The sequence below is a fragment of the Blautia luti genome (genome assembly GCF_033096465.1).
GTDB lineage: Bacteria > Bacillota > Clostridia > Lachnospirales > Lachnospiraceae > Blautia_A > Blautia_A luti.
Map to the genome: position 1 here is coordinate 3,164,785 of NZ_AP028156.1, position 20,821 is coordinate 3,185,605.

Annotated in this window: 17 protein-coding genes; 1 reads left to right on the forward strand and 16 read right to left on the reverse strand. The window is 43.3% G+C overall.

The window, feature by feature from the left end; all coding sequences use genetic code 11:
- Positions 1-11: 11 nt before the first annotated feature.
- The 5 genes from R8695_RS14655 to dapF all read right to left on the reverse strand — a co-directional run bounded on the left by R8695_RS14655 (position 12) and on the right by dapF (position 5,282).
- Positions 12-1,220, reverse strand: coding sequence for an aspartate kinase (locus tag R8695_RS14655; protein WP_118509367.1), 1,209 nt, complete (start codon positions 1,218-1,220; stop codon positions 12-14).
- Between the two features lie 105 nt (positions 1,221-1,325).
- The gene (locus tag R8695_RS14660) at positions 1,326-2,540 is read right to left on the reverse strand and encodes a homoserine dehydrogenase (protein ID WP_154779574.1); all 1,215 of its coding nucleotides are present in this window, start codon (positions 2,538-2,540) and stop codon (positions 1,326-1,328) included.
- Between the two features lie 7 nt (positions 2,541-2,547).
- Positions 2,548-3,003 carry an ACT domain-containing protein gene (locus R8695_RS14665; protein WP_154779573.1) on the reverse strand — a complete coding sequence of 152 codons (456 nt, stop codon included), beginning with the start codon at positions 3,001-3,003 and terminating at the stop codon, positions 2,548-2,550.
- Between the two features lie 141 nt (positions 3,004-3,144).
- Positions 3,145-4,255, reverse strand: a protein-coding gene (gene prfB, locus R8695_RS14670) for a peptide chain release factor 2 (RefSeq protein ID WP_118509364.1) whose coding sequence is annotated in 2 segments (ribosomal slippage) — positions 3,145-4,179 and positions 4,181-4,255 — 1,110 coding nt in all. Because the reading frame shifts where the segments join, the coding sequence is not laid out codon by codon here.
- A 178-nt stretch (positions 4,256-4,433) separates the two neighbouring features.
- On the reverse strand, positions 4,434-5,282 hold the full coding sequence (gene dapF, locus R8695_RS14675) for a diaminopimelate epimerase (protein WP_330584947.1): 849 nt from the start codon (positions 5,280-5,282) through the stop codon (positions 4,434-4,436).
- Between the two features lie 247 nt (positions 5,283-5,529).
- On the opposite strand from dapF, the gene R8695_RS14680 reads away from it, so the two are divergent.
- Positions 5,530-6,366, forward strand: a complete 837-nt coding sequence (locus R8695_RS14680) for a helix-turn-helix domain-containing protein (RefSeq protein WP_154779572.1) — start codon at positions 5,530-5,532, stop codon at positions 6,364-6,366.
- Positions 6,367-6,368: 2 nt separating this feature from the next.
- On the opposite strand, the gene R8695_RS14685 is transcribed toward R8695_RS14680, so the two are convergent.
- From R8695_RS14685 to R8695_RS14735, 11 genes are all read right to left on the reverse strand, one after another.
- Entirely contained in the window at positions 6,369-7,832 is a 1,464-nt protein-coding gene (locus R8695_RS14685; protein ID WP_118509361.1) for a sodium-dependent transporter, read from the reverse strand.
- A gap of 208 nt (positions 7,833-8,040) precedes the next feature.
- Positions 8,041-10,617, reverse strand: a complete 2,577-nt coding sequence (gene secA, locus R8695_RS14690) for a preprotein translocase subunit SecA (RefSeq protein WP_154779571.1) — start codon at positions 10,615-10,617, stop codon at positions 8,041-8,043.
- Between the two features lie 154 nt (positions 10,618-10,771).
- Positions 10,772-12,253 carry a 4-alpha-glucanotransferase gene (malQ, locus tag R8695_RS14695; protein WP_308418801.1) on the reverse strand — a complete coding sequence of 494 codons (1,482 nt, stop codon included), beginning with the start codon at positions 12,251-12,253 and terminating at the stop codon, positions 10,772-10,774.
- A 143-nt stretch (positions 12,254-12,396) separates the two neighbouring features.
- A complete protein-coding gene (gene hpf, locus R8695_RS14700; RefSeq protein WP_118509358.1) occupies positions 12,397-12,924 on the reverse strand; it encodes a ribosome hibernation-promoting factor, HPF/YfiA family in 528 nt (175 codons plus the stop codon).
- Between the two features lie 125 nt (positions 12,925-13,049).
- On the reverse strand, positions 13,050-13,820 hold the full coding sequence (gene hisA, locus R8695_RS14705) for a phosphoribosylformimino-5-aminoimidazole carboxamide ribotide isomerase (RefSeq protein WP_118509357.1): 771 nt from the start codon (positions 13,818-13,820) through the stop codon (positions 13,050-13,052).
- A 26-nt stretch (positions 13,821-13,846) separates the two neighbouring features.
- Entirely contained in the window at positions 13,847-16,933 is a 3,087-nt protein-coding gene (locus tag R8695_RS14710) for a leucine-rich repeat domain-containing protein (protein WP_154779569.1), read from the reverse strand.
- A gap of 197 nt (positions 16,934-17,130) precedes the next feature.
- Positions 17,131-17,571 (reverse strand): hypothetical protein, encoded by a 441-nt coding sequence (locus R8695_RS14715; RefSeq protein ID WP_154779568.1) that lies wholly within the window; start codon positions 17,569-17,571, stop codon positions 17,131-17,133.
- A gap of 186 nt (positions 17,572-17,757) precedes the next feature.
- Positions 17,758-18,519: a 4-hydroxy-tetrahydrodipicolinate reductase gene (gene dapB / locus R8695_RS14720; RefSeq protein ID WP_118511640.1), complete on the reverse strand. Its 762-nt coding sequence runs from the start codon at positions 18,517-18,519 to the stop codon at positions 17,758-17,760.
- Positions 18,520-18,554: 35 nt separating this feature from the next.
- Positions 18,555-19,448, reverse strand: a complete 894-nt coding sequence (gene dapA / locus R8695_RS14725) for a 4-hydroxy-tetrahydrodipicolinate synthase (protein ID WP_118511638.1) — start codon at positions 19,446-19,448, stop codon at positions 18,555-18,557.
- A gap of 13 nt (positions 19,449-19,461) precedes the next feature.
- Complete coding sequence (locus R8695_RS14730) at positions 19,462-19,977, reverse strand: cob(I)yrinic acid a,c-diamide adenosyltransferase (RefSeq protein ID WP_118511636.1); 516 nt, start codon at positions 19,975-19,977, stop codon at positions 19,462-19,464.
- 97 nt (positions 19,978-20,074) lie between these two features.
- A complete protein-coding gene (locus tag R8695_RS14735; RefSeq protein ID WP_118511634.1) occupies positions 20,075-20,701 on the reverse strand; it encodes a single-stranded DNA-binding protein in 627 nt (208 codons plus the stop codon).
- Between the last annotated feature and the right edge of the window lie 120 nt (positions 20,702-20,821).

Genomic DNA, 20,821 nt, shown 5'->3' on the forward strand with positions numbered 1-20,821 from the left:
AAATTCACCTGTCAGTCTGCCAGATTGAATGCATCATGTACTGCATTCATGGCACGTACTCCGTCTTTCTCGTTGATCAGTACAGTCACACGGATCTCAGATGTGGAGATCATGTTGATATTTACGCCCTCATTATAAAGGCTCTCGAACATCTTCGCTGCTACTCCAGGGTTGCTCATCATTCCTGCACCTACGATAGAAAGCTTCGCAATGTTTCTCTCAGAATGAAGTTCTGCATATCCAAGTCTTGCCTGGTTTGCTTCCAGAGCTGCCACTGCGTCATCCAGATCATTACCGTCTACTGTAAAGGAAATATCCTTCTTTCCGGCACGTCCGATAGACTGCAGGATCACATCTACATTAATATTCTTCTTTGCAAGTGTATCAAATACTTTAAAAGCCACACCCGGCTCATCTTTTAATCCGATTATCGCGATCCTTACTGCATCTGTATCCAGAGCAACACCGCTGATCAACATTCTCTCCACTGTTACTTCCTCCTTTACCACAGTTCCTTCGCTGTTGTTTAAACTTGAACGTACCACAAGAGGCACGCCATATTTCTTCGCCATCTCTACAGAACGGTTGTGAAGTACGCCAGCTCCCAGAGTTGCCAGATCCAACATCTCATCGTAGGTGATCTCTTTCAGTTTTCTTGCATTCGGAACCTTACGCGGATCTGCTGTGTAAACGCCGTCTACGTCTGTATAGATCTCGCAGGCATCTGCATGAAGCGCTGCTGCCAGAGCTACTGCTGTTGTATCAGAACCGCCTCGTCCCAGAGTTGTATAATCATCATATTTGTCAACTCCCTGGAATCCGGTAACAACTACGATCTTCTTGTTCTCCAGTTCTCTCTTGATACGCTCTGTGTCAATTCTCTTTAATCGTGCATTTCCATGGCTGCTTGTGGTATGCATGGAAACCTGAAAAGCATTCAGGGATACTGCAGGCACGCCCATTTCATCCATTGCCATCGCCATCAGTGCAACAGACATCTGTTCCCCGATGGTAAAGAGCATATCCATCTCTCTTTTCGGAGGTTTCTCGTTGATATCCTTTGCCATGGTGATCAGTTCGTCTGTATATTTGCCCATCGCAGACAGAACCACAACCACGTCATTTCCCTTCCGGTATTCCTCGATACAGCGTTTCGCAACATTAAAGATACGCTCTTTATTTGCAACTGATGTACCGCCAAATTTCTTAACAATTAACATTGTTTTTTGCTTCCTCCATAATAAGTTTACAGGAAAGAAAAGACTTAATGCCTTCCCTTTCCTGTTGTTCAGTAACCTATATCATACACGAAATCCGTCAATTTATCAATCTTTTACGCGGATTTTTGCAAGTACCTGGCTCTCGATCTTTGTCAGTTTCTCTTTGAACTCACCCTGTGTCATTTCAGCAGTAATAAATGCACATTCTTCCGGAAGCTGTTTCAGGCAGATCACTTCGATCTCACCGAATACCTTCTTCGCTTCCTTTGCTGCATCTTTCTTAATTCTTACGAAAAATCTTCCTGTCACATCATCCAGTGGTTTCAGGACTGCAGGAGTGCCGTTCCAGTTTGTTGAAATATTTGTGTGAAGGTGTTTGGCAGCATCTACGATATCACCAACTACAGCACTTGCAGTAGGAAGTTTACCTGCGCCGCTTCCATAGAACATAGCATCTCCAAGCATGTTTCCATGTACAAAAACTGCGTTAAACACATCATTGACATTATAAAGAGGGCTGTCCTTGCCAAGCAGGAACGGTGCAACCAGTGCATAGCAGGTTCCATCTGCTTCTCTGCGGCTTGTTCCCAGAAGTTTGATGGTTCTGCCAAGCTTCGCAGCATATTCCATGTCTTCCGGTGTGATCTTTGTGATTCCCTCTGTGTAAATATCTTCAAAGTCAAAATATCTCTCATAGGCAAGAGAGGAAAGAATTGCGATCTTACGGCATGCATCGTAGCCTTCTACGTCTGCAGTCGGATCTGCTTCTGCATATCCTTTCTGCTGAGCCTCTTTTAACACGGTGTCGAACTCGCATCCTTCTGTGCTCATCTTATACAGCATGTAGTTGGTTGTTCCGTTGAGGATACCTGTCACTTCATCGATCTCATCTCCTGTAAGGGAAGAGTTGATCACACGGATGATCGGGATTCCGCCGCCACAGCTTGCTTCAAATAAGAAGTTAATGCTCTTTTCCTTTGCAATATCCATGAGCTCACGGCCATGTTTGGCAACCAGTGCCTTGTTGGATGTACATACATTCTTTCCTGCAAGAAGTGCTTTCTTTACAAAAGTATACGCCGGTTCTACACCGCCCATTACTTCTACTACGATATCTACTTCCGGATCATTGACGATCTGCTCATAATCATGAACCAGAACTTTCTCTACAGGCTGTCCCGGAAAATCACGAAGATCCAGAACATATTTTACATTGAGTTCCTGTCTGGCACGTCTTGCAATACTCTCTTTGTTTGTGTTTAATACTTCAAATACACCGCTTCCTACTGTGCCATATCCCAAAATTGCTACATTGATCATTTTTCTTTTACTCCCTGCCTAAAATTTTCAGATAGTGAATTCCTTCACTCTGTTCAATCATCTCTACCATTGCTTCTGCATCTCCCTCACCCGGAAGAATATCTACACTCAAAGTGAGTGTGGCAACTCCATTGATGGGAATACTCTGGTGAATGGTAAGTATGTTTCCGTGAAACCGTGCGATCGTCTGCAGGACAACCGACAAAAGCCCCGGTTCGTCATCCATCTGAATGATAAAAGTGATGGTTTTTCCCCTAGTTTCTTCATGAAATGGGAAAATATCATCTTTATATTTGTAGAAAGAACTCCTGCTGATCCCTGTCCGCTCTGCCGCATCCTGTACAGTGTCTACCTTGCCGGAATCCAGAAGTTTCTTGGCTTCTACGACTTTCAACAGGACTACCGGAACTGCACGTTCTCTCACTACAAAATATTTCTTTTTTTCTGATATTGGTTTCTGCATCTCTATTTACCTGTCCGTTTCTTAAAGACATTTGTATTTATACAATGGATATATTAACACAACAGATAGAAATACGCAAGAATTAAGTTATTACATACAACACAAAAAGACTGCCATATTTCAGACAGCCTTTTCTATTCATTATTTCTTCAATGCGATCCATTTCAAATATGCGTTGATAAAGATATCAATTCCACCGTCTAATACTGCATCCACGTTTCCGGTCTCTTCGTTTGTACGATGATCCTTGACCATGGTATATGGCTGCATTACATAGGAACGGATCTGATTTCCCCATCCGATATCAGTTACTTCACCACGGATACCGGAAAGTTTTGCCTCTGCTTCCTGCTGTTTGAGAAGATACAGCTTTGCTTTCAGCATCTGCATAGCCTTGTCTTTATTCATATGCTGAGAACGTTCATTCTGACACTGTACCACGATTCCTGTCGGGAAATGTGTGATACGGATGGCAGATGATGTCTTGTTGATATGCTGACCGCCGGCACCACTGCTTCGGTAAGTATCGATACGGATATCGTCATCATTGATCTCCACATCCAGATCCTTCTTGATATCCGGCATGACATCGCAGGATACGAAAGAAGTCTGACGTTTACCTGCTGCATTAAAAGGAGAAATACGCACCAGACGGTGAACTCCTTTCTCCGATTTCAGATATCCATATGCATTGGTTCCGTTTACCTGGAATGTAACAGACTTAATACCTGCTTCATCACCATCCAGATAATCCAGCACTTCAAGGCTGAATCCCTTCTTATCTGCCCAGCGGCTGTACATACGGTAAAGCATACCGCACCAGTCACAGGCCTCTGTTCCGCCTGCACCTGCATTCAGTTTGATAATGGCATTCTCACTGTCATACTCACCTGAAAGCAGTGTCTTGATACGGATATTGTCAAAGTCCTTCTGGAATTCATCCAGCATCTCCTGGATTTCAGGGATCAGTGCCGGATCATTCTCCTCATAACCCATCTCGATCATGGTTTCCATATCTTCCATCTGGGTCACCAGATTCTGATACGTCTCCATGTCATCTTTCATATCTTTTAATTCTTTCATTTTCTTCTGGGAAACTTCTGCATCATCCCAGAAATCAGGCGCTTCCATTTCGCGCTCTAATTCTTCGACCTTCTGCTCTTTGTTAGCGAGGTCAAAGTGAATCCCTCACTTCCACTAATGGTTCTGTGTAAGTTGCAAGAATACTCTTGAACTGATCTAATTCAACCACAGCTTCACCCACTTTCTTATTTTAATTACTTTCACTTTCAGACCACGCCCGCACTGCGGCGGGGTAACTCTTTCAAGATAATAGCATATCCCACAGAAAAATACAAATAAAAGATTCCCGGAAACATTTTCAGCTCCCGGGAATTGTTAGGCGGATAAGATCATCCACTCTATTTATTTTATGAGAAAAAGCTCTCTGCTATACTCATATCCGCAATGTATCCTACTGTTCCTGTCATATAAATCGTTCCGTCTTCCTCAATATCGATCTGGATCATTCCTCCAGGCTGATTCACATTAATGCGTGATTCCACCAGTCCCAGCTTATATGCTGCTGCCGCTGCCGCACAGCTTCCGGTTCCTGATGCCTTGGTATATCCGGAGCCCCGCTCCCAGATTTCAATATCCAGATTTCCTTTGTCAATCTGGCGGCAGATCTGCAGGTTCATTCTCTCCGGAAATTCGTCTGCGTTTTCCACATAAGGTCCCAGATTTTTCACTGCTTCTGCACTTACATTGTCAGTAAAAATAATACAGTGTGGATTTCCCACTGTCAGACAGGTAGCTTTGTATTCTTTTCCATGGAATACGAAGCTTTCACGGATTACTTCACGCACTTCACCGGAAACAGGAATATCGCTGGAAATAAAGGATGGTTTTCCCATATTTACCTTAAACTCCGTAGCCCGGCTGTTCAGGCACTCTACGTGAATGGTGCCCGCCATGGTTTCGATGTCAAATTTTTTCTCAGTAATATATCCCTGATCCATGAGATACTTGGCAAAAATACGCACACCATTTCCACTGATAGCAGATTCGCTTCCGTCTGCATTAAAAATACGCACACCCAGCTTGCCTTCAATCTCTACCGGCCCGTATAAAACTCCGTCTGCACCCAGTCCAAATCCTCTCTGGCAAAGCAGTGCCACTTTTTTCCCCTGAAGCTGCACTTCATTCTTCTTCGGATCCAGAATAAGATAATCATTTCCAAGTCCCTGATATTTACTCATAATAATTGTCTGATTCATAGCCATACCCTCTCTTTATACCCCAATCTATTGACTGTTTACAGCGCTTCCCAGCAATCTGCAATTGTTTTTGCTCTCTTATATTCCTCATTATATATTGATATTTTTACCATGTATATAGATTAAAATGCGGATTATATTGCAAAAAATGCTCTGCAAATTTATAATAATATCAGCTTACATCTGCAGACCACTTCGCGCGAAACCACTTATATCATTCTTATGATCCGATGATCAGGGAGGTTTTATGATTTTCTCAGAACAGTTCTACCAGAGTGAAAAAAAAGGATATTTAAATGAAGAATTCCGTCTTTTCCACATTAAGGATCAGACCGGGCAGGAGTTTTCATATCATTATCATGATTTCCACAAAGTAGTGATCTTTCTTTCCGGAAAAGTCACCTACCATATTGAAGGAAAAGCTTACCACCTGAAGCCCTGGGATATTCTTCTGGTAAGCAGGCACGCCATTCACAAATCCGAGATTGATGCATCCGTGCCCTATGAGCGCTTTATCCTCTGGATCAAAAACGATATTCCCAATAAGCAGCTTCTGCAATGTTTCCAGAAAGCCAGTGACAGAAGTTATAATCTGGTGCGTCTGAATTCCAGCCTTCAGGAGAAATTAAAGGATGTTCTCTTCGAGCTGGAAGCCTCTGCCAGATCAGAAGCTTTCGGCAAAGACATTCTGACTCAGGCTCTGTTTCAGGAATTTATGGTCTACTTAAACCGCATCTTCCTGGAGAAGCAGTACATCTTCGATAAAAAATCCTACAGCTATGATTCACAGATCGCCAATATCCTTAAATACATCAATCACCACCTGGGTGAAGATCTGTCCGTAGACGCCCTGGCCTCCAGGCATTACATCAGCAAATACCACCTGATGCGTAAATTCAAAGAAGAAACCGGCTATACCCTGCATAATTACGTCATAAACAAAAGGCTCCTTCAGGCCAGAACTCTGATCTCTGAAGGAACCCCCATACTAAAAGCCGCCCATGAGAGCGGCTTTGCAGAATACAGCACTTTCTCCAGAGCTTACCGCAAACAATTCGGCAAAGCCCCCAGCGAAGAGCAGTAGTTTTATTTATTTTTCTTTTTCGCCATTGCACAGTAGAATACAAATCCCAGAAGCAGGAATGCTACGATCATCCAGCCGATTAGTGTTCCTGTTCCCAGACCTGCGAATTTATCATAGTATCCTTTCAGATAGATGATGATAATAATAGCAGGAATTCCATAGGAAACATATCCTTTCAGGGATTTCGGGAATTTCATTCCTGTACCGGCATTTGTTTCTGCAATGAAGTTATCCCAGCCCCATCCATTCTTTCTGGTACAGAACAGAAGGTAACCCAGGCTTCCCAGAGGCAGAAGGTTATTGGAAACAATAAAGTCTTCCAGATCCATGATACTACTTCCATCTCCAAATGGCTGGAAGCCGGAAAGGACATTAAAGCCCAGTACACATGGAATGCTTAAGATCACTACCAGAACCGCGCACACGATCACACTCTTCTTACGATCCCAGTGAAACAGTTCCATATTAAATACGATCAGGTTCTCAAATACAGCAATGATCGTAGAGATTGCTGCGAAAGTCAGAAACAGGAAGAACAGGCTTCCCCATAATGCGCCGCCGCTCATCTTGGCAAAAATATTAGGCAGTGTAATAAAGATCAGGCTCGGACCTGCATCCGGCTGGATTCCATAGGAAAAACATGCAGGGATAATGATAAATCCAGCTGTCAGTGCTACGAAAGTGTCCAGTACAGTAATGCTTACCGCTTCACCTGTCAGGCTTCTGGACTTGTCCAGATAGCTTCCGAAGATCAGCATGGCACCAATACCGATAGACAATGTAAAGAAGGACTGGCTTAATGCCGCAAATACTACATTGCCCAGACCTGCGTCTTTGATCTTCTGGAAATCAGGAACCAGATAAAAACGGATTCCTTCTCCGGCTCCCTCCATCATAACAGAATGTACAGCCAGAATTACCATAATGATCAGCAGAGCACTCATCATTACTTTGGAAATCTTTTCGATTCCATTCTGCAGACCCATGAAACAGACTGCAAATCCGATGATACAGATGATCACCATCCATAACATCATAACAGGTGCATTTCCAAGCATATCAGAGAATGCCTGTGTTACTGCTTCCGGAGTTGCCCCCACGAAATCTCCCCGCAGACTCTTTACACAGTAATAAAGCATCCATCCGCCTACTGTTGTGTAAAACATCATTAACATGTAACATCCAATGATACCAATAGATTTCAGTGGCTTCCAGCAGGTTCCTGCAGGTGCCAGCTTGTCGAAGCATTTCGCAACGCTTGTGTGGCTTCCACGTCCTACTGCAAACTCAGATACCAGAACCGGAATACCCAGGATTACGAGGAAACATAAGTAGATCAAAATGAAAGCTGCGCCTCCATATGCCCCGCAGATATACGGGAACTTCCATACATTTCCAATACCGATGGCACATCCTGCTGATACCAGGATAAAACCAAGCCGTGAGCCAAACGACTCTCTCTTCATACTGTTTTCCCCCTTTTAGGTTTCTATCATGAGCTAAACTAATGCATTAACACTTTGCTAGAAGAGTATGCCTGTACATCATTTTCGAAACGATGCACCAGTTCAACGCATTAACGTATTAACGTGCACGATAAAAGGGCCTCTTGAATTCAGCCCTTTTATCCTTGTCATTTATTTAATTATCTACCTGGCTTTTCGCCAGATATCATCATGCTTTGTTCTTACGTCCGCAGCACTGTTTGTATTTTTTACCGCTTCCGCAAGGACACGGATCATTCGGATATACCTTGATCTCTTTTCTCTGAACAGGTTTCTTCGGACCTGCACTGTCGTCCTTATTGGTTCCTGTCACCTTCGCTACCTGCTCACGCTCGATCTTCTGCTCTACATGAACATGGTACAGCATACGAAGTGTATCCTCCTGAATAGAAGTGATCATGCTGTTAAACATCTCAAATGCGTTCATCTTATATTCAACAACCGGATCACGCTGGCCATATGCTGCCAGACCGATACCCTGACGAAGGATCTCCATATCATCAATGTGATCCATCCACTTGCTGTCGATACATTTCAGAAGAACCACTCGCTCCAGTTCACGAAGCTGTTCCGGTTCCGGGAACTCGGATTCTTTTGCTTCATAAAGCTTCACAGCTTCTTCTTTCAGCTCATGCCTGATCTCATCTCTCTTCTTGCCTTTCACAGTTTCTACTGTAAGCGGCTGCAGCGGGATGATCGAAAGAAGTACTCCGTTGAATTCATTCAGATCCCATTCTTCGGAACCTACATCATCAGAGAAGCACATATCCACATAGCTGTCCACTGTATCCTGGATCATGTTATAGATCGCATCGCGCATGTTCTCACCGTCCAGAACCTGACGACGTTCTTTGTAGATGATCTCACGCTGTTCATTGTTAACCTGGTCATAATCGAGAAGATTTTTACGGATACCGAAGTTATTGAACTCAATCTTCTCCTGTGCCTTCTCAATGGCATTGGAAAGCATCTTATGTTCGATCTGCTCATTCTCTGCAACACCCAGGGAAGTAAAGATCTTCATCAGTCTTTCGGAACCGAACAGACGCATCAGGTCATCTTCCAGGGAAATGTAGAAACGGGATTCACCCGGATCACCCTGACGTCCGGAACGTCCACGGAGCTGATTATCAATACGTCTGGATTCATGACGCTCTGTACCGATGATAAACAGACCGCCTGCCTCTCTGGCTATCTCATCAAGTTTGATATCCGTACCACGGCCGGCCATGTTGGTGGCGATGGTAACTGCACCTGCCTGTCCTGCCTGTGCTACGATCTCAGCCTCAAGTTCATGGAACTTGGCATTCAGCACGTTATGCTTGATGCCCTGTCTCTTCAGCATACGGCTGATCAGTTCAGATGTTTCGATAGTAATGGTACCAACCAGTACTGGCTGCTGTTTCGCATGTGCCTCCATAACTGCGTTGACTACCGCATTGAATTTCTCTTTCTTGGTCATATAAACCGCATCTTCATGATCCACACGGATTACCGGTTTATTGGTCGGAATCTCTACAACGTCCATGGCATAGATATCACGGAACTCTTTCTCCTCTGTGATAGCTGTACCGGTCATACCGCCCTTCTTATCATATTTGTTAAAGAAGTTCTGGAATGTAATGGTTGCCAGAGTCTTGCTCTCACGTTTGATCTTAACATGCTCTTTCGCTTCAATGGCCTGATGCAGACCGTCGGAATAACGACGTCCCGGCATGATACGTCCGGTAAACTCATCAACGATCAGGATCTCATCATCCTTTACAACATAATCCTGATCCTTATGCATCAAGTTATGTGCACGAAGTGCAAGAATAATGTTATGCTGGATCTCCAGATTCTCCGGATCAGCCAGGTTCTCAATATGGAAGAAGTTCTCTACCTTATGAACACCTTGCTCAGTAAGGTTTACGATCTTATCTTTCTCATTTACAACGAAGTCACCTGTCTCAATAACTTCCTCGCCCATGATAGCTGCCATCTTGGTCATCTCATGGCTGGCTTCACCACGCTCTAACTGCTGAGCCAGGATATCGCAGGCTTCATACAGTTTCGTGGATTTGCCGCTCTGACCGGAAATGATCAGCGGGGTACGGGCCTCATCGATCAGGATGGAGTCAACCTCATCTATGATACAGTAGTGCAGATCTCTCTGTACCAGCTGTTCTTTATAAATAACCATGTTGTCACGCAGATAATCGAAACCAAGTTCGTTATTGGTAACATAAGTAATATCACAGTTGTATGCAGCACGACGTTCATCCTGCTTCATATCATTTAAAACAACACCGACTGTCAGCCCCAGGAAACGATGGATCTGTCCCATCTCATCTGCATCTCGTTTCGCCAGATAATCGTTGACTGTTACGATATGCACGCCCTTGCCTTCCAGTGCGTTTAAGTATGCCGGAAGTGTGGCAACAAGTGTTTTACCTTCACCTGTTCTCATCTCTGCGATACGTCCCTGGTGGAGAATGATACCACCGATGAGCTGTACCTGGAAATGTTCCATTCCCAGTACACGTTTACCTGCCTCACGTACAACAGCAAATGCCTCAGGAAGCAGGTCATCCAGTGTTTCTCCCTCTTCCAGACGTTTCTTGAATTCTCTTGTCTTGTTTTTCAGTTCTTCGTCACTTAATTTCTGCATCTCCGGGCGCAGACTCTCAATCTTCTCAACCAGAGGCATGATACGCCTAACCTCTCGCTGGCTGCGGGTCCCGAATACTTTCGCAAACATATTCATAGGTTTAACTCCTGTTTATCTCTCATTTTACATAAAGCAAAAAACTATTATATTTAATACATCATGTTTAACTATTTTATCACTTTCCAGTACGGAAAACAATAAATATTTCATGAACAAACCAATAACTAAATGTGATTATTGGTTATTTTGTTCAAAACCTGTGGGTTTTGCAAATCAGATTTCCAAATTTCCACAGTTCTTTCTCTGCCTGTGCGAAATCCGGCAGATGCCATTCCCAGTTAGGGGAACCGATGGTTCCAGGAGTGTTCATGTGGCCTTCTCCTCCAAGTCCCAGAATATCAGCCATAGGAATAATGGCATATTCCGCCTGGTTGCTTAACGTATATTCCAGAAATCTGTCTTTCACAGATCCCTGTTTCACCCCGTGTGATTTCAGCAGATGACGAAGTTTTCTTCGGGATGCACAGGTCATTTTCCCATACCATTCCATCACTGTGTCATTATCATGGGTTCCTGTGTAAAAAATCATATTTTCCACATCATGGAAGGTATCTCTGGCATATTTTCCACCTGTTTCTATGGAAAATACCAGGATCTTCATTCCTTTCAGATGATAATGGTCTTTCAGCACCAGCACTTCCGGACGAAGCTCACCCAGATCCTCTGCTACCAGGTTCAATCCCGGAAGTTTCTCCTGCAGCGTGTCGATCACCTCATAACCAGGGGCCTCGATCCATTCTCCATCAATAGCTGTAGGGCATGTGGACGGGATCTTCCAGTAAGTATCAAAGGCACGGAAATGGTCGATCCTGATAATATCAAAGAGCTTATTGCTGTATCCGATCCTGTCTACCCAGAACTGATAATTCTTTTCTTTCATGTGATCCCAGTCATAGATAGGATTTCCCCATCTCTGTCCTGTGGCACTGAAATAATCCGGCGGAACTCCTGCAATAAAGATCGGTCTTCCGTCTGTATCCAGAAGGAAATTATCCTTGCCTCCCCAGACATCCACAGAATCCTGTCCTACATAGAAAGGAACATCTCCCATGATCTCAATGCCGGCCTCATTTGCAGCTGTTTTTACAGCCATCCACTGTGTATAAAAGAGATACTGCAGGAACATCTGATACTGCGCTTCTGCTTCCACTTCTGCGGATAATGCATGTCTGTTCTCAGGCCAGGTTCTGTCTTCTTCCGGCCAGTCATTCCAGCAGTTCCCATTATTTGCCATCTTTAATGCTCGGAATACTCCATATTCATAAACCCAGGACTGTTCTGCGAATTCCTTATAGGCAGCTTCCTCCTGTCCTTTTTTCCTAGAAAACTCTGCAAATGCTTCTCTCAGATATGGTTCCCTGAATCTGCGTACTGCATCATAATCTACTTTCTTTACATCAGGCTGAAACTCTTCCGGCTTTTCCTTAAGAAGTCCCTCTTCAGCCAGCAGCTCCAGACTGATATACAGTTCATCTCCTGCGCAGGATGAATAGGGCTGATACGGGGAATTTCCGTATCCTACAGGGTTTAACGGCAGGATCTGCCAGATCTTTACGTGGTTTTTCTTTAACAGATTTATAAAGTGAAATGCTACTTTTCCAAGCTCCCCGGCTCCTGTACGGGAAGGCAGTGCGGAAACAGGCATCAGTACTCCGGCTTTTCTCATAGCAATATACTCCTTTTTTCGTGATTTGTTGTTTATTTTAACATACTTCTCCTTTAACGTCAAAAAAGGTTACTGTTCCTTCCGTGCACAGTAACACGCAAAAGCCCCTGTACAGAAAATCCTGCACAGGGGCTTCATGATTATTCAATTTAGAATTCAGGCTCGATCAGGCCGTATGTGTTTCCTTTACGTTTGTACACTACATTTACCTGCTCGGTTTCTGCATTATAGAATACGAAGAAATTATGTCCCAGAAGTTCCATCTGTACACATGCATCTTCCGGATACATTGGTTTGATACCGAATTTCTTGGTACGGATGATCTTAACTTCTTCATCCTCTTCGTAGTCCTTATCCAGATATGCTTTCTGGAAGCTGGCTGCTGCCTGCTGTTTGTCTACGATTTTGTTTTTGTATTTGCGAAGCTGACGTTCGATTACCTCTTCAACCAGGTCGATTGATACATACATATCATTGCTTACCTGCTCGGAACGGATGATGTTACCTTTTACAGGAATTGTCACTTCAATTTTCTGTCTTTCTTTTTCCACACTTAAAGTTACTACAACTTCGGTGTCAGGAGTGAAATACCTTTCCAGTTTGCCGAGCTTGTCTTCGACTGCTGTTTTAAGCCCTTCTGTAACTGCTATATTTTTTCCGCTGATGATAAATTTCATTCTTCCATCCCCTTTGCTGTTTGATGAACCTATTATAACACACCTTTTTGAATTTTAACACTATTTTATTAAAATTTCACATTTTTTCTGTTTTCTTTAAAAGTATAGTGTAAGTTCCTGCAAAATCACTTTAATCTGACAAGTTCTGTAAAGGGAATACTTCCGCCAAAGAGATCCAAAGCGCTTCCTACCGTTACATCCAGGCGGTTTCCGCCATAGGTTCTGAGATCTTCGATATCTTTCATGGAACCTACCCCTCCTGCGTAAGTAACCGGACGTCCGGTATAGCCACTGAGAAGTTCTGCCAGTTCTGTTTCTACGCCGTGCGCTTTCCCTTCTACATCTACAGCATGAACCAGAAATTCATCGCAGTACTCCCCAAGTTTCTCCATGATCTCCAGTGTCACTGGAACATCCGTGAATTTCTGCCATCTGTCTGTGACAATGAAATACTGGTCATCCTTTTTTCTGCAGCTGAGATCCAGCACCAGATGCTCTTTTCCAGCTGCCTGTTCCATCTCTTCCAGCTTCTCCCAGGAAATTTTTCCATCTTTAAATACATAGGATGTAACGATCACATGGCTCGCCCCTGCTTCCAGATATTCCTGGGCATTCCCGGGATTCACACCTCCACCGATCTGCAGTCCTCCCGGATAGGTGCGAAGCGCCAGCAGTGCCTGCTGCTTCGTTGCCTCATAATTAGGAGAATCCTGACTGTTCAGCAAGATTACATGACCGCCAACAATCCCGGCCTTTTTATACAGTTCTGCATAAAAGGCAGCATCCTGCTCAGACACGAAGTTCTCCTTCGCCTGATCCTGTACATCTGTCAGGCTGCCGCCGACGATCTGTTTTACTTTTCCATTATGTATATCAATGCATGGGCGAAATCTCATATGTTTAAACCTCCGTATTCTGTCTTCTATTTCGTCACTTTGATTTTACTTCCTGCTCCTCTGGATATCAATAATTTCTGATATGTTTTCACTTTTGATGCCGGAACTTTGAATTTACATGTGCTCTTTATATTTTTGAACGCATCACTTCCTGTTTTTGAACTGGTAAGCTTAGTTGTTTTTAAAGTTACAGAAGATAATTTCTTATCCCCGTAGAACGCCTTCTTTCCGATGTAATTCAATGAAGTACAGCTGCAACTCACTGTGGTCAGTGCTGTATTTCCGGAAAATGCTTCCTGACCAATGTAGGTAACATATTTTCCGATTACCACCTTTTTCAGTTTCTTTGCTCCGCTGAATGCTTTCTTTCCAATGGCTGTTACTTTAAATGATTTTCCACCGATCTTTACTGTAGATGGTACGGTAAGGCTTGTGACTGTTGTTTTGTTTGTTGCTGCTGTAAGTGTTACAGTGCCTTTTCCTGTTGTATCTGCATTAGTGATGGTGTATTTCAGTTTTCCTGCTGTATAAGTGCTGTTATTTTTTATCCGTATTGTGAAATTTCTGGAAATACTTCCTGTGTATTTTCCTATTCCGGTAATGGTAACTATTGCCTGGCCTATATTGGTATTATTTTTGTAAGTTACTTTATAGTCTTTGTTAAGAACCAGTTTCTTTCGCTTCAGAGTTACTGTTACTGACGGTTTCAGACTCTTTCCTGTATAATATTTCGCAGACAGTCCGGACACAGTTGCTGTTTTCAGAGATTTTTTGCTGTTTCCATCCAGATCTACAAATGTAATTCCAGGAGTATCTTCTGCATAACGCTCTGCCTCCGTACCACCGTAGCCGATGATGGTGAAGCCTTCCTCATATGGTTCGTATGCAGTGTAAGGTTTTTCGTTTCCCACCTGCGCAGTATATGCTCTGATTCCAAACGCATAGTCCCCGATACTTTCTACACTTTTCGGGATACTTGCTTCCCTTAGATACGGACAGGTAGCAAATGCAGCCTTTCCAATTCTTTTTAAGCCTTCTTTAAAGGAAACACTCTTTATTCCTGTATCAGAGAAAGCCATTTCACCGATTTCTTTTACGCATGCGGGAATATCCACTTTTGTCAAAGATGTGCAATGCACAAATGCGCCGTCACCAATTGTTTCAAGTTTTCCTTCTTCGAATTCTACAGATACCAGTTGTTTGCATTCAAAAAATGCTCTTCTTCCGATTGAGGTTACATTGGGTCCTATTTTTAATTTCAGATCTTTCTCAAATCTTTCACATTCAAACAGACTTTCTGAAATTTCCCCTGAAAGAATCTGAAGTTCCTGCAGATCTGTAAAATCGACTCCATTAAATGTCATGGAATCATATGTAACATCTGCCCCCAGCACAAGTTTCTCAGGTTTCGTTTCGAAAATAAACGAGTCTCCCAGTTCTGTTACACTCTCCGGAATCTCCAGTTCCGTTAAACCAGTGCCTGCAAATGCCCATGCACCAATCCTAGACACTTCTCCAGTTATGGTTACAGAAGTAAGGTTCTCGCAGTTTTCAAACATCGCCTCCGTAATCTCTACAGATCCTGAAATAACAACCTTTTCCAGAGATTTTATATCACTGAAACCTGCCCATTCCATATTTGTATCTTTATTTCCACCAAGTTGCAGACTTTTCAGATTTTCAGCCTCAATCCTTCCAATAACACTGACCTTCTCACCGATCACCAGTGTTTCCAAATTGGGAAATGATCCTTCCACAACTCCGGCCTCCGCCACGATTTCTTTTAATTTTACTTCCCCATCGAAGCATTCTGTACTCATCAGTTCATTTTTTATAACAACTCTCTCAGCACCGCAGTTTTCGAAAGGACTGTCCTCATATTCATACTGAATCTCTTCAACGGTTTCCGGAATGATCACCTCTTTCAGGTTTTCGCAGTCTCTGAAACTTCCTCTGCCGATTGATTTTATGTTATCAAAAGAAAATGACGTTAAATTTTTACATCCTGCAAATGCTGCACTCGGAATCTCTGTAACTCCTTCCATCGTAACTTTAGCTATACCTGAATCAGCGAAGATTCCTCCACCAATAGAAGTAATTTTCGCCGGAAGCACTATTTCTTTTAAGGATTTACATCCTCTGAAGGCAGCCTCTCCAATACGTTCCACCTTTCCCTCTTCTATATTCACCTCAGAAAGATTTTCACAGCCATCAAAAACTTCCTGTCCGATCAGTGTTACCTCTGAACCAATTGTAACTTTTTCCAGCTCTTTCATTTCCACGAAATCACTTCCGATCATAGAATATCCTTCTTTGATCTCACCAAAATCACCTTTGGTCACAATAAGTTCCTTCGTAGTTCCTCCTTCAAACATTCCTTTCTTATATTCACAGAGAAAAGTCAGTTTCTGAACTGCCGCATCTTCAAATACAACAGTTCCAATTTCCTGAAGTGATTCGGGAAATACAATATTTTCAAGACTCTTACAACCAGCAAATGCGTCATCCCTTAAAGTCAGAAGATTCTCTGTAAAAACAAACCCTTTAAAAGCAGTACATCCAGAAAAAGCAGCATACCCTATGTACCTGATCGTTTCTGTTCCTTCTATACTTTCCAATGCACTGCAGCCTTCAAATGCCTGACTTTCAATGCTTGTAATATTTCCTGTTCCTTCTATTGTTTTCAGTCCGGAGCAATCTCGAAAGGCTTCACTTTCAATTTCCACTGTACATCCATTCAGGACTACTTTTTGTAATTCTGTATGATTTTTAAACACATCATAATTTATCTTCGTAACATTCTGTGGAATTGTAACCTCTGATGCTGTTCCATTATATTCCACCAGAACTCCATTGTTTATAACAAAATCTTCCAGATTCGTAGCACCGACAGCTTCTTCTCCATTTTCATCCTGAACATCCGGTACATTCTCATTGTCGGAAATTATTTCCTTCTCTTCATCCACATTCCCCTGTATTGCATCCGTAAATTTCTCTCCAGCTGCAAATTCATTACCGTCTGAGAATTCTCCTGCATGTGCAGGGACTGTGGCGATTACTGCGGCCATTACCAAGCCGGCCATTAATCCTGGTATTTTCAAATTCTTTTTCATGCCGTTTCCTCCTGAATATGTATATTTTTGTAACTATTCAGCATTCTGCTATCCTGAAACATACAGGTCAGCTTCCACAACTAACAGTTACTATTGATTTTATTTTATCATAGGATATCTTCTGCTGTCATTAGCATTTTCCTGCAAAAACAGGCCAAAAACAGGTGCGAAAGCCACAGCTGTCCGCACCTGTTTTCCTATCTTCCTTCTGCTGCATTCCCCACAGCATCGCCCACATCTTCTACTGCATTGCCGACTCCGTCACCCAGATCCCGAACGCTGTTTCCCAGTTCTCCGGATACCGTGCCGTCGCCGTTGTTGTTTTCGTCGATTCCTGTGTCGTCCACAGCATTGTTGTCAGCAGCATTATCGTCTACAACTTCATCATCAGTCATAGTTCCGTCGTCTGTTACCGCTTCATTGTTTGTGGCGTTATTATTTGTGCTGTCTGTCTTTTTATCTTTGGTCGTCTGATCCTCTGTTGTATCGTTGTCTGGTTCATTTTCGTCCGTCATAGTATTATCTTCTGTTTCCACTTCGTCTGCTGCGTTATTGTTATTATTTCCACAGGCAGTGAACATGCATAATGTAACAACCAGGGCAGCACTCATGAAAAATCTTTTTGCATTTTTTCTCATATTTGTCTCCTTTTCTCCGGATCTGCTTCAGATATTCAGCTCATCTGTTTCTCCGGGATTTATATTGTATTATTAATATGTGCATAAAAAATAATACTATTCTGGAAAAAAGTGTAAAAAAAGAATCCTGCCATTTTCAGACAGAATTCTTTTTATATTAATTTTATATTCTTTTATTTCGATGTTCTATTTCGCACTGATCACGTCACTCATATCGTAACGTCCTGCCGGTTTACCTGCCAGGAATTTCGCTGCTTCTACTGCGCCCTTGCCGAATACTGCCTTGGAATACGCAGTATGTTTGAACTCGATCACTTCATCCGGGCCTGCGAAGATCACTTCATGTTCTCCCACGATGGTGCCGCCGCGTACAGCAGAAATACCAATTTCCTTATCATCACGCATCTGGCGTCTCTGGCTGCGGTCATAAGTATAATGATACTGGTTATCCATAGCCTCATTCAAGCTGTCTGCCAGTGCCAGAGCTGTTCCGCTTGGTGCATCCAGTTTCAGACGATGATGTTTCTCTACGATCTCCATATCGAAACCTGCTGTCGCCAGAACCTTCGCTGCGTCCTGGATCAGTTTCAGGAGAGTATTGATACCCAGGGACATATTGGCTGATTTCAGAACAGCTACTTTCTTCGCTGTCTCTTCAACCTTCGCAAGCTGCTCCTCGCTTAATCCGGTAGTACATAAAACTACAGGAAGCTTACGTTCTGCACAGTAATCCAGAAGTGCATCTGTCGCTTTCGCAGAAGAGAAATCAATCAGAGCATCTGCTTCTACCTGACATTCCTTCATATCTGTGTAAACCGGATAGCTGTTTTTACCCTGGTCTGCTACGTCAATGCCAGCTACGATCTCTGCATCCGGATCCTGAGCTACAAGTCCGGAGATCACCTGACCCATATGGCCATTACAGCCATGCATAATAATCTTTACCATTTGTAATTTCCTCTCGAATTCCGTTATCCTGTTCCTTATGCCAGTTTAATGCCGAAGTCTTTCATGGCCTGTGCCAGAACTGCTTTATTTGCATCATCCATCTCTGTCAGAGGCATACGAAGCGGTCCTACTTCCTTACCCATCAGGTTCAGGGCTGCTTTTACAGGGATCGGGTTTACTTCGCTGAATAATGCATGGATCAGCGGAATTGCTTTTAACTGGATCTCAGCTGCGCCCCTGGTATCTCCCTCCAGGAACTTCATAACCATATCATGAGTCTCCTTCGGAGCTACGTTGGAAAGTACGGAAATTACTCCAAGTCCGCCAAGTGAAAGGATTGGCAATACCTGGTCATCGTTTCCGGAATACAGCTCAATGCATCCGTCAGCCATGGACATCATGGTTGCGATCTGAGACAGGTCACCGCTTGCAGCTTTGATACCTACGATATTCTTTACATTCTTTGCAAGTGCTACTGCAGTTGCAGGCTGGATATTACATCCCGTACGGCTTGGTACATTGTACATGATGATCGGAGTTTCCGGAACTGCCTCTGCGATAGCTGTATAATGAGCGATCAGGCCTTTCTGTGTTGCCTTATTATAGTAAGGAGTAACGATCAGAAGGGCATCTGCACCATAGGAAGCTGCCTCCTTTGACATCATGATCGCAGTTTCTGTACAATTGGAACCTGTACCTGCGATAACCGGGACACGTTTGTTTACCTTATCAATGGCGAATTTGATCGTCTTAAGGTGTTCTCCGTGTGTCATTGTAGATGATTCTCCTGTTGTTCCGCAAATGATGATCGCATCTGTACTGTTTGCGATCTGATACTCCAAAAGCTCTTCGAGCTTATCATAGTTTACCTTTCCATCCTCATACATAGGGGTTACGATCGCAACGCCCGCACCTTTAAAAATTGCCATTTGCTCTCCTCCTTTATTCTTCTGTAACTTTCTGATCAGCAATTAATTCTGTCGTCAGTGTGGTAATACTGTCTGCATATTTACGCAGACTGTCAGGCAGAGTCCTTCCTGTGAGCAGAATGTGCATACTCTCATCCTTCATCTTCAGGATCTCACCGATAGCCTCTTCCGTAGTAATTCCATAATCCAGAAGCCCGAGGATCTCATCCAGCAGCAGGAAGTCACATTCCTGTGTAGCGATCACTTTACGCGCGAAATTCAGCGCATTCAAAATATTCGTCTTCTCCTCAGCCTTCTCCTGGTCATTGAGCTCTTCATAGCATTGTTCCATTTTCTCGAAACGGAAGATCTTAATGTCCAGATTGTCCAATTCCTCCAGAAAATCCAGCTCTCTGCGCTCTTTTCCTTTCAGAAACTGAATGATGATAACGCTTTTACCCTTTGCCGAAGCTTTCAGGCACTGACCGATGGCCAGAGTAGTTTTACCCTTTCCACTTCCACAGTAAACCTCTGTAAATTCTTTTTCCATAACAAACAATTCCTCTGAAATTGTACCTTCTTTTTTCTTTTCGAATATGCTTATATTACCTCAGTTTCAAAAGAAATGCAAGCAATTCTGTTTTACACTATTCCATATACTCCAGCTTGCTTACAGAAACCTCATAAGCGACCCTTTTCTCTGTTTCATTTTCCCCGGTTCTTTTTATATATTCCCTGCTCTGAATCCTGCCCCAGATCAAAACATGCCCGCCCACTTCGAAAGCGGAAGCATAGCGTGCATTTCTTCCCCAGCAGATGCAGGGTATGTAGTCCGATTTTCCATAAGGTCTGTTTACTGCCAGAAGCAGATCTGCGATTTCCCTTCCAAGAGGTGTCTTACGATATACCGGCGGTTTGCAGATAAATCCGTCCAGAAATATCTGGTTCACCGGAATGGTTTCATCCTCTTCCTCAACGAATTTCAGTTCCCTGGTAAATACAGAAAGCACCAGGCGGTTATGCTTTTCCTCATGTCTGTTATAGGAACGGAACTGTCCGTGGATCTCCACGTATTCCCCTATGTAATCCTGTGTCACATCCACCAGACGTTCCGATACCATCACTGGTATTCTGTCTTCTGACTCACTGAGCCGCTTTACCAGAAGCTCTGTCATGTAAAATCCTTCGCCGAATACCTGGTGGCTGAATGTGAATCCAGCTGCAATTTTTCCCATCATAGATACCTGATTGTTTTCAATAATTTTATCTGCCATAATGTGGTTCTCCTTCCTCGCAGGACAGATATCCGTCAGTTTTCTCTGCACGGTCATGCCCTGGTGTACCTTGTCTTGTTCTATAAAAGATATGTACAGACACTCCTGTTTAGAACCAAA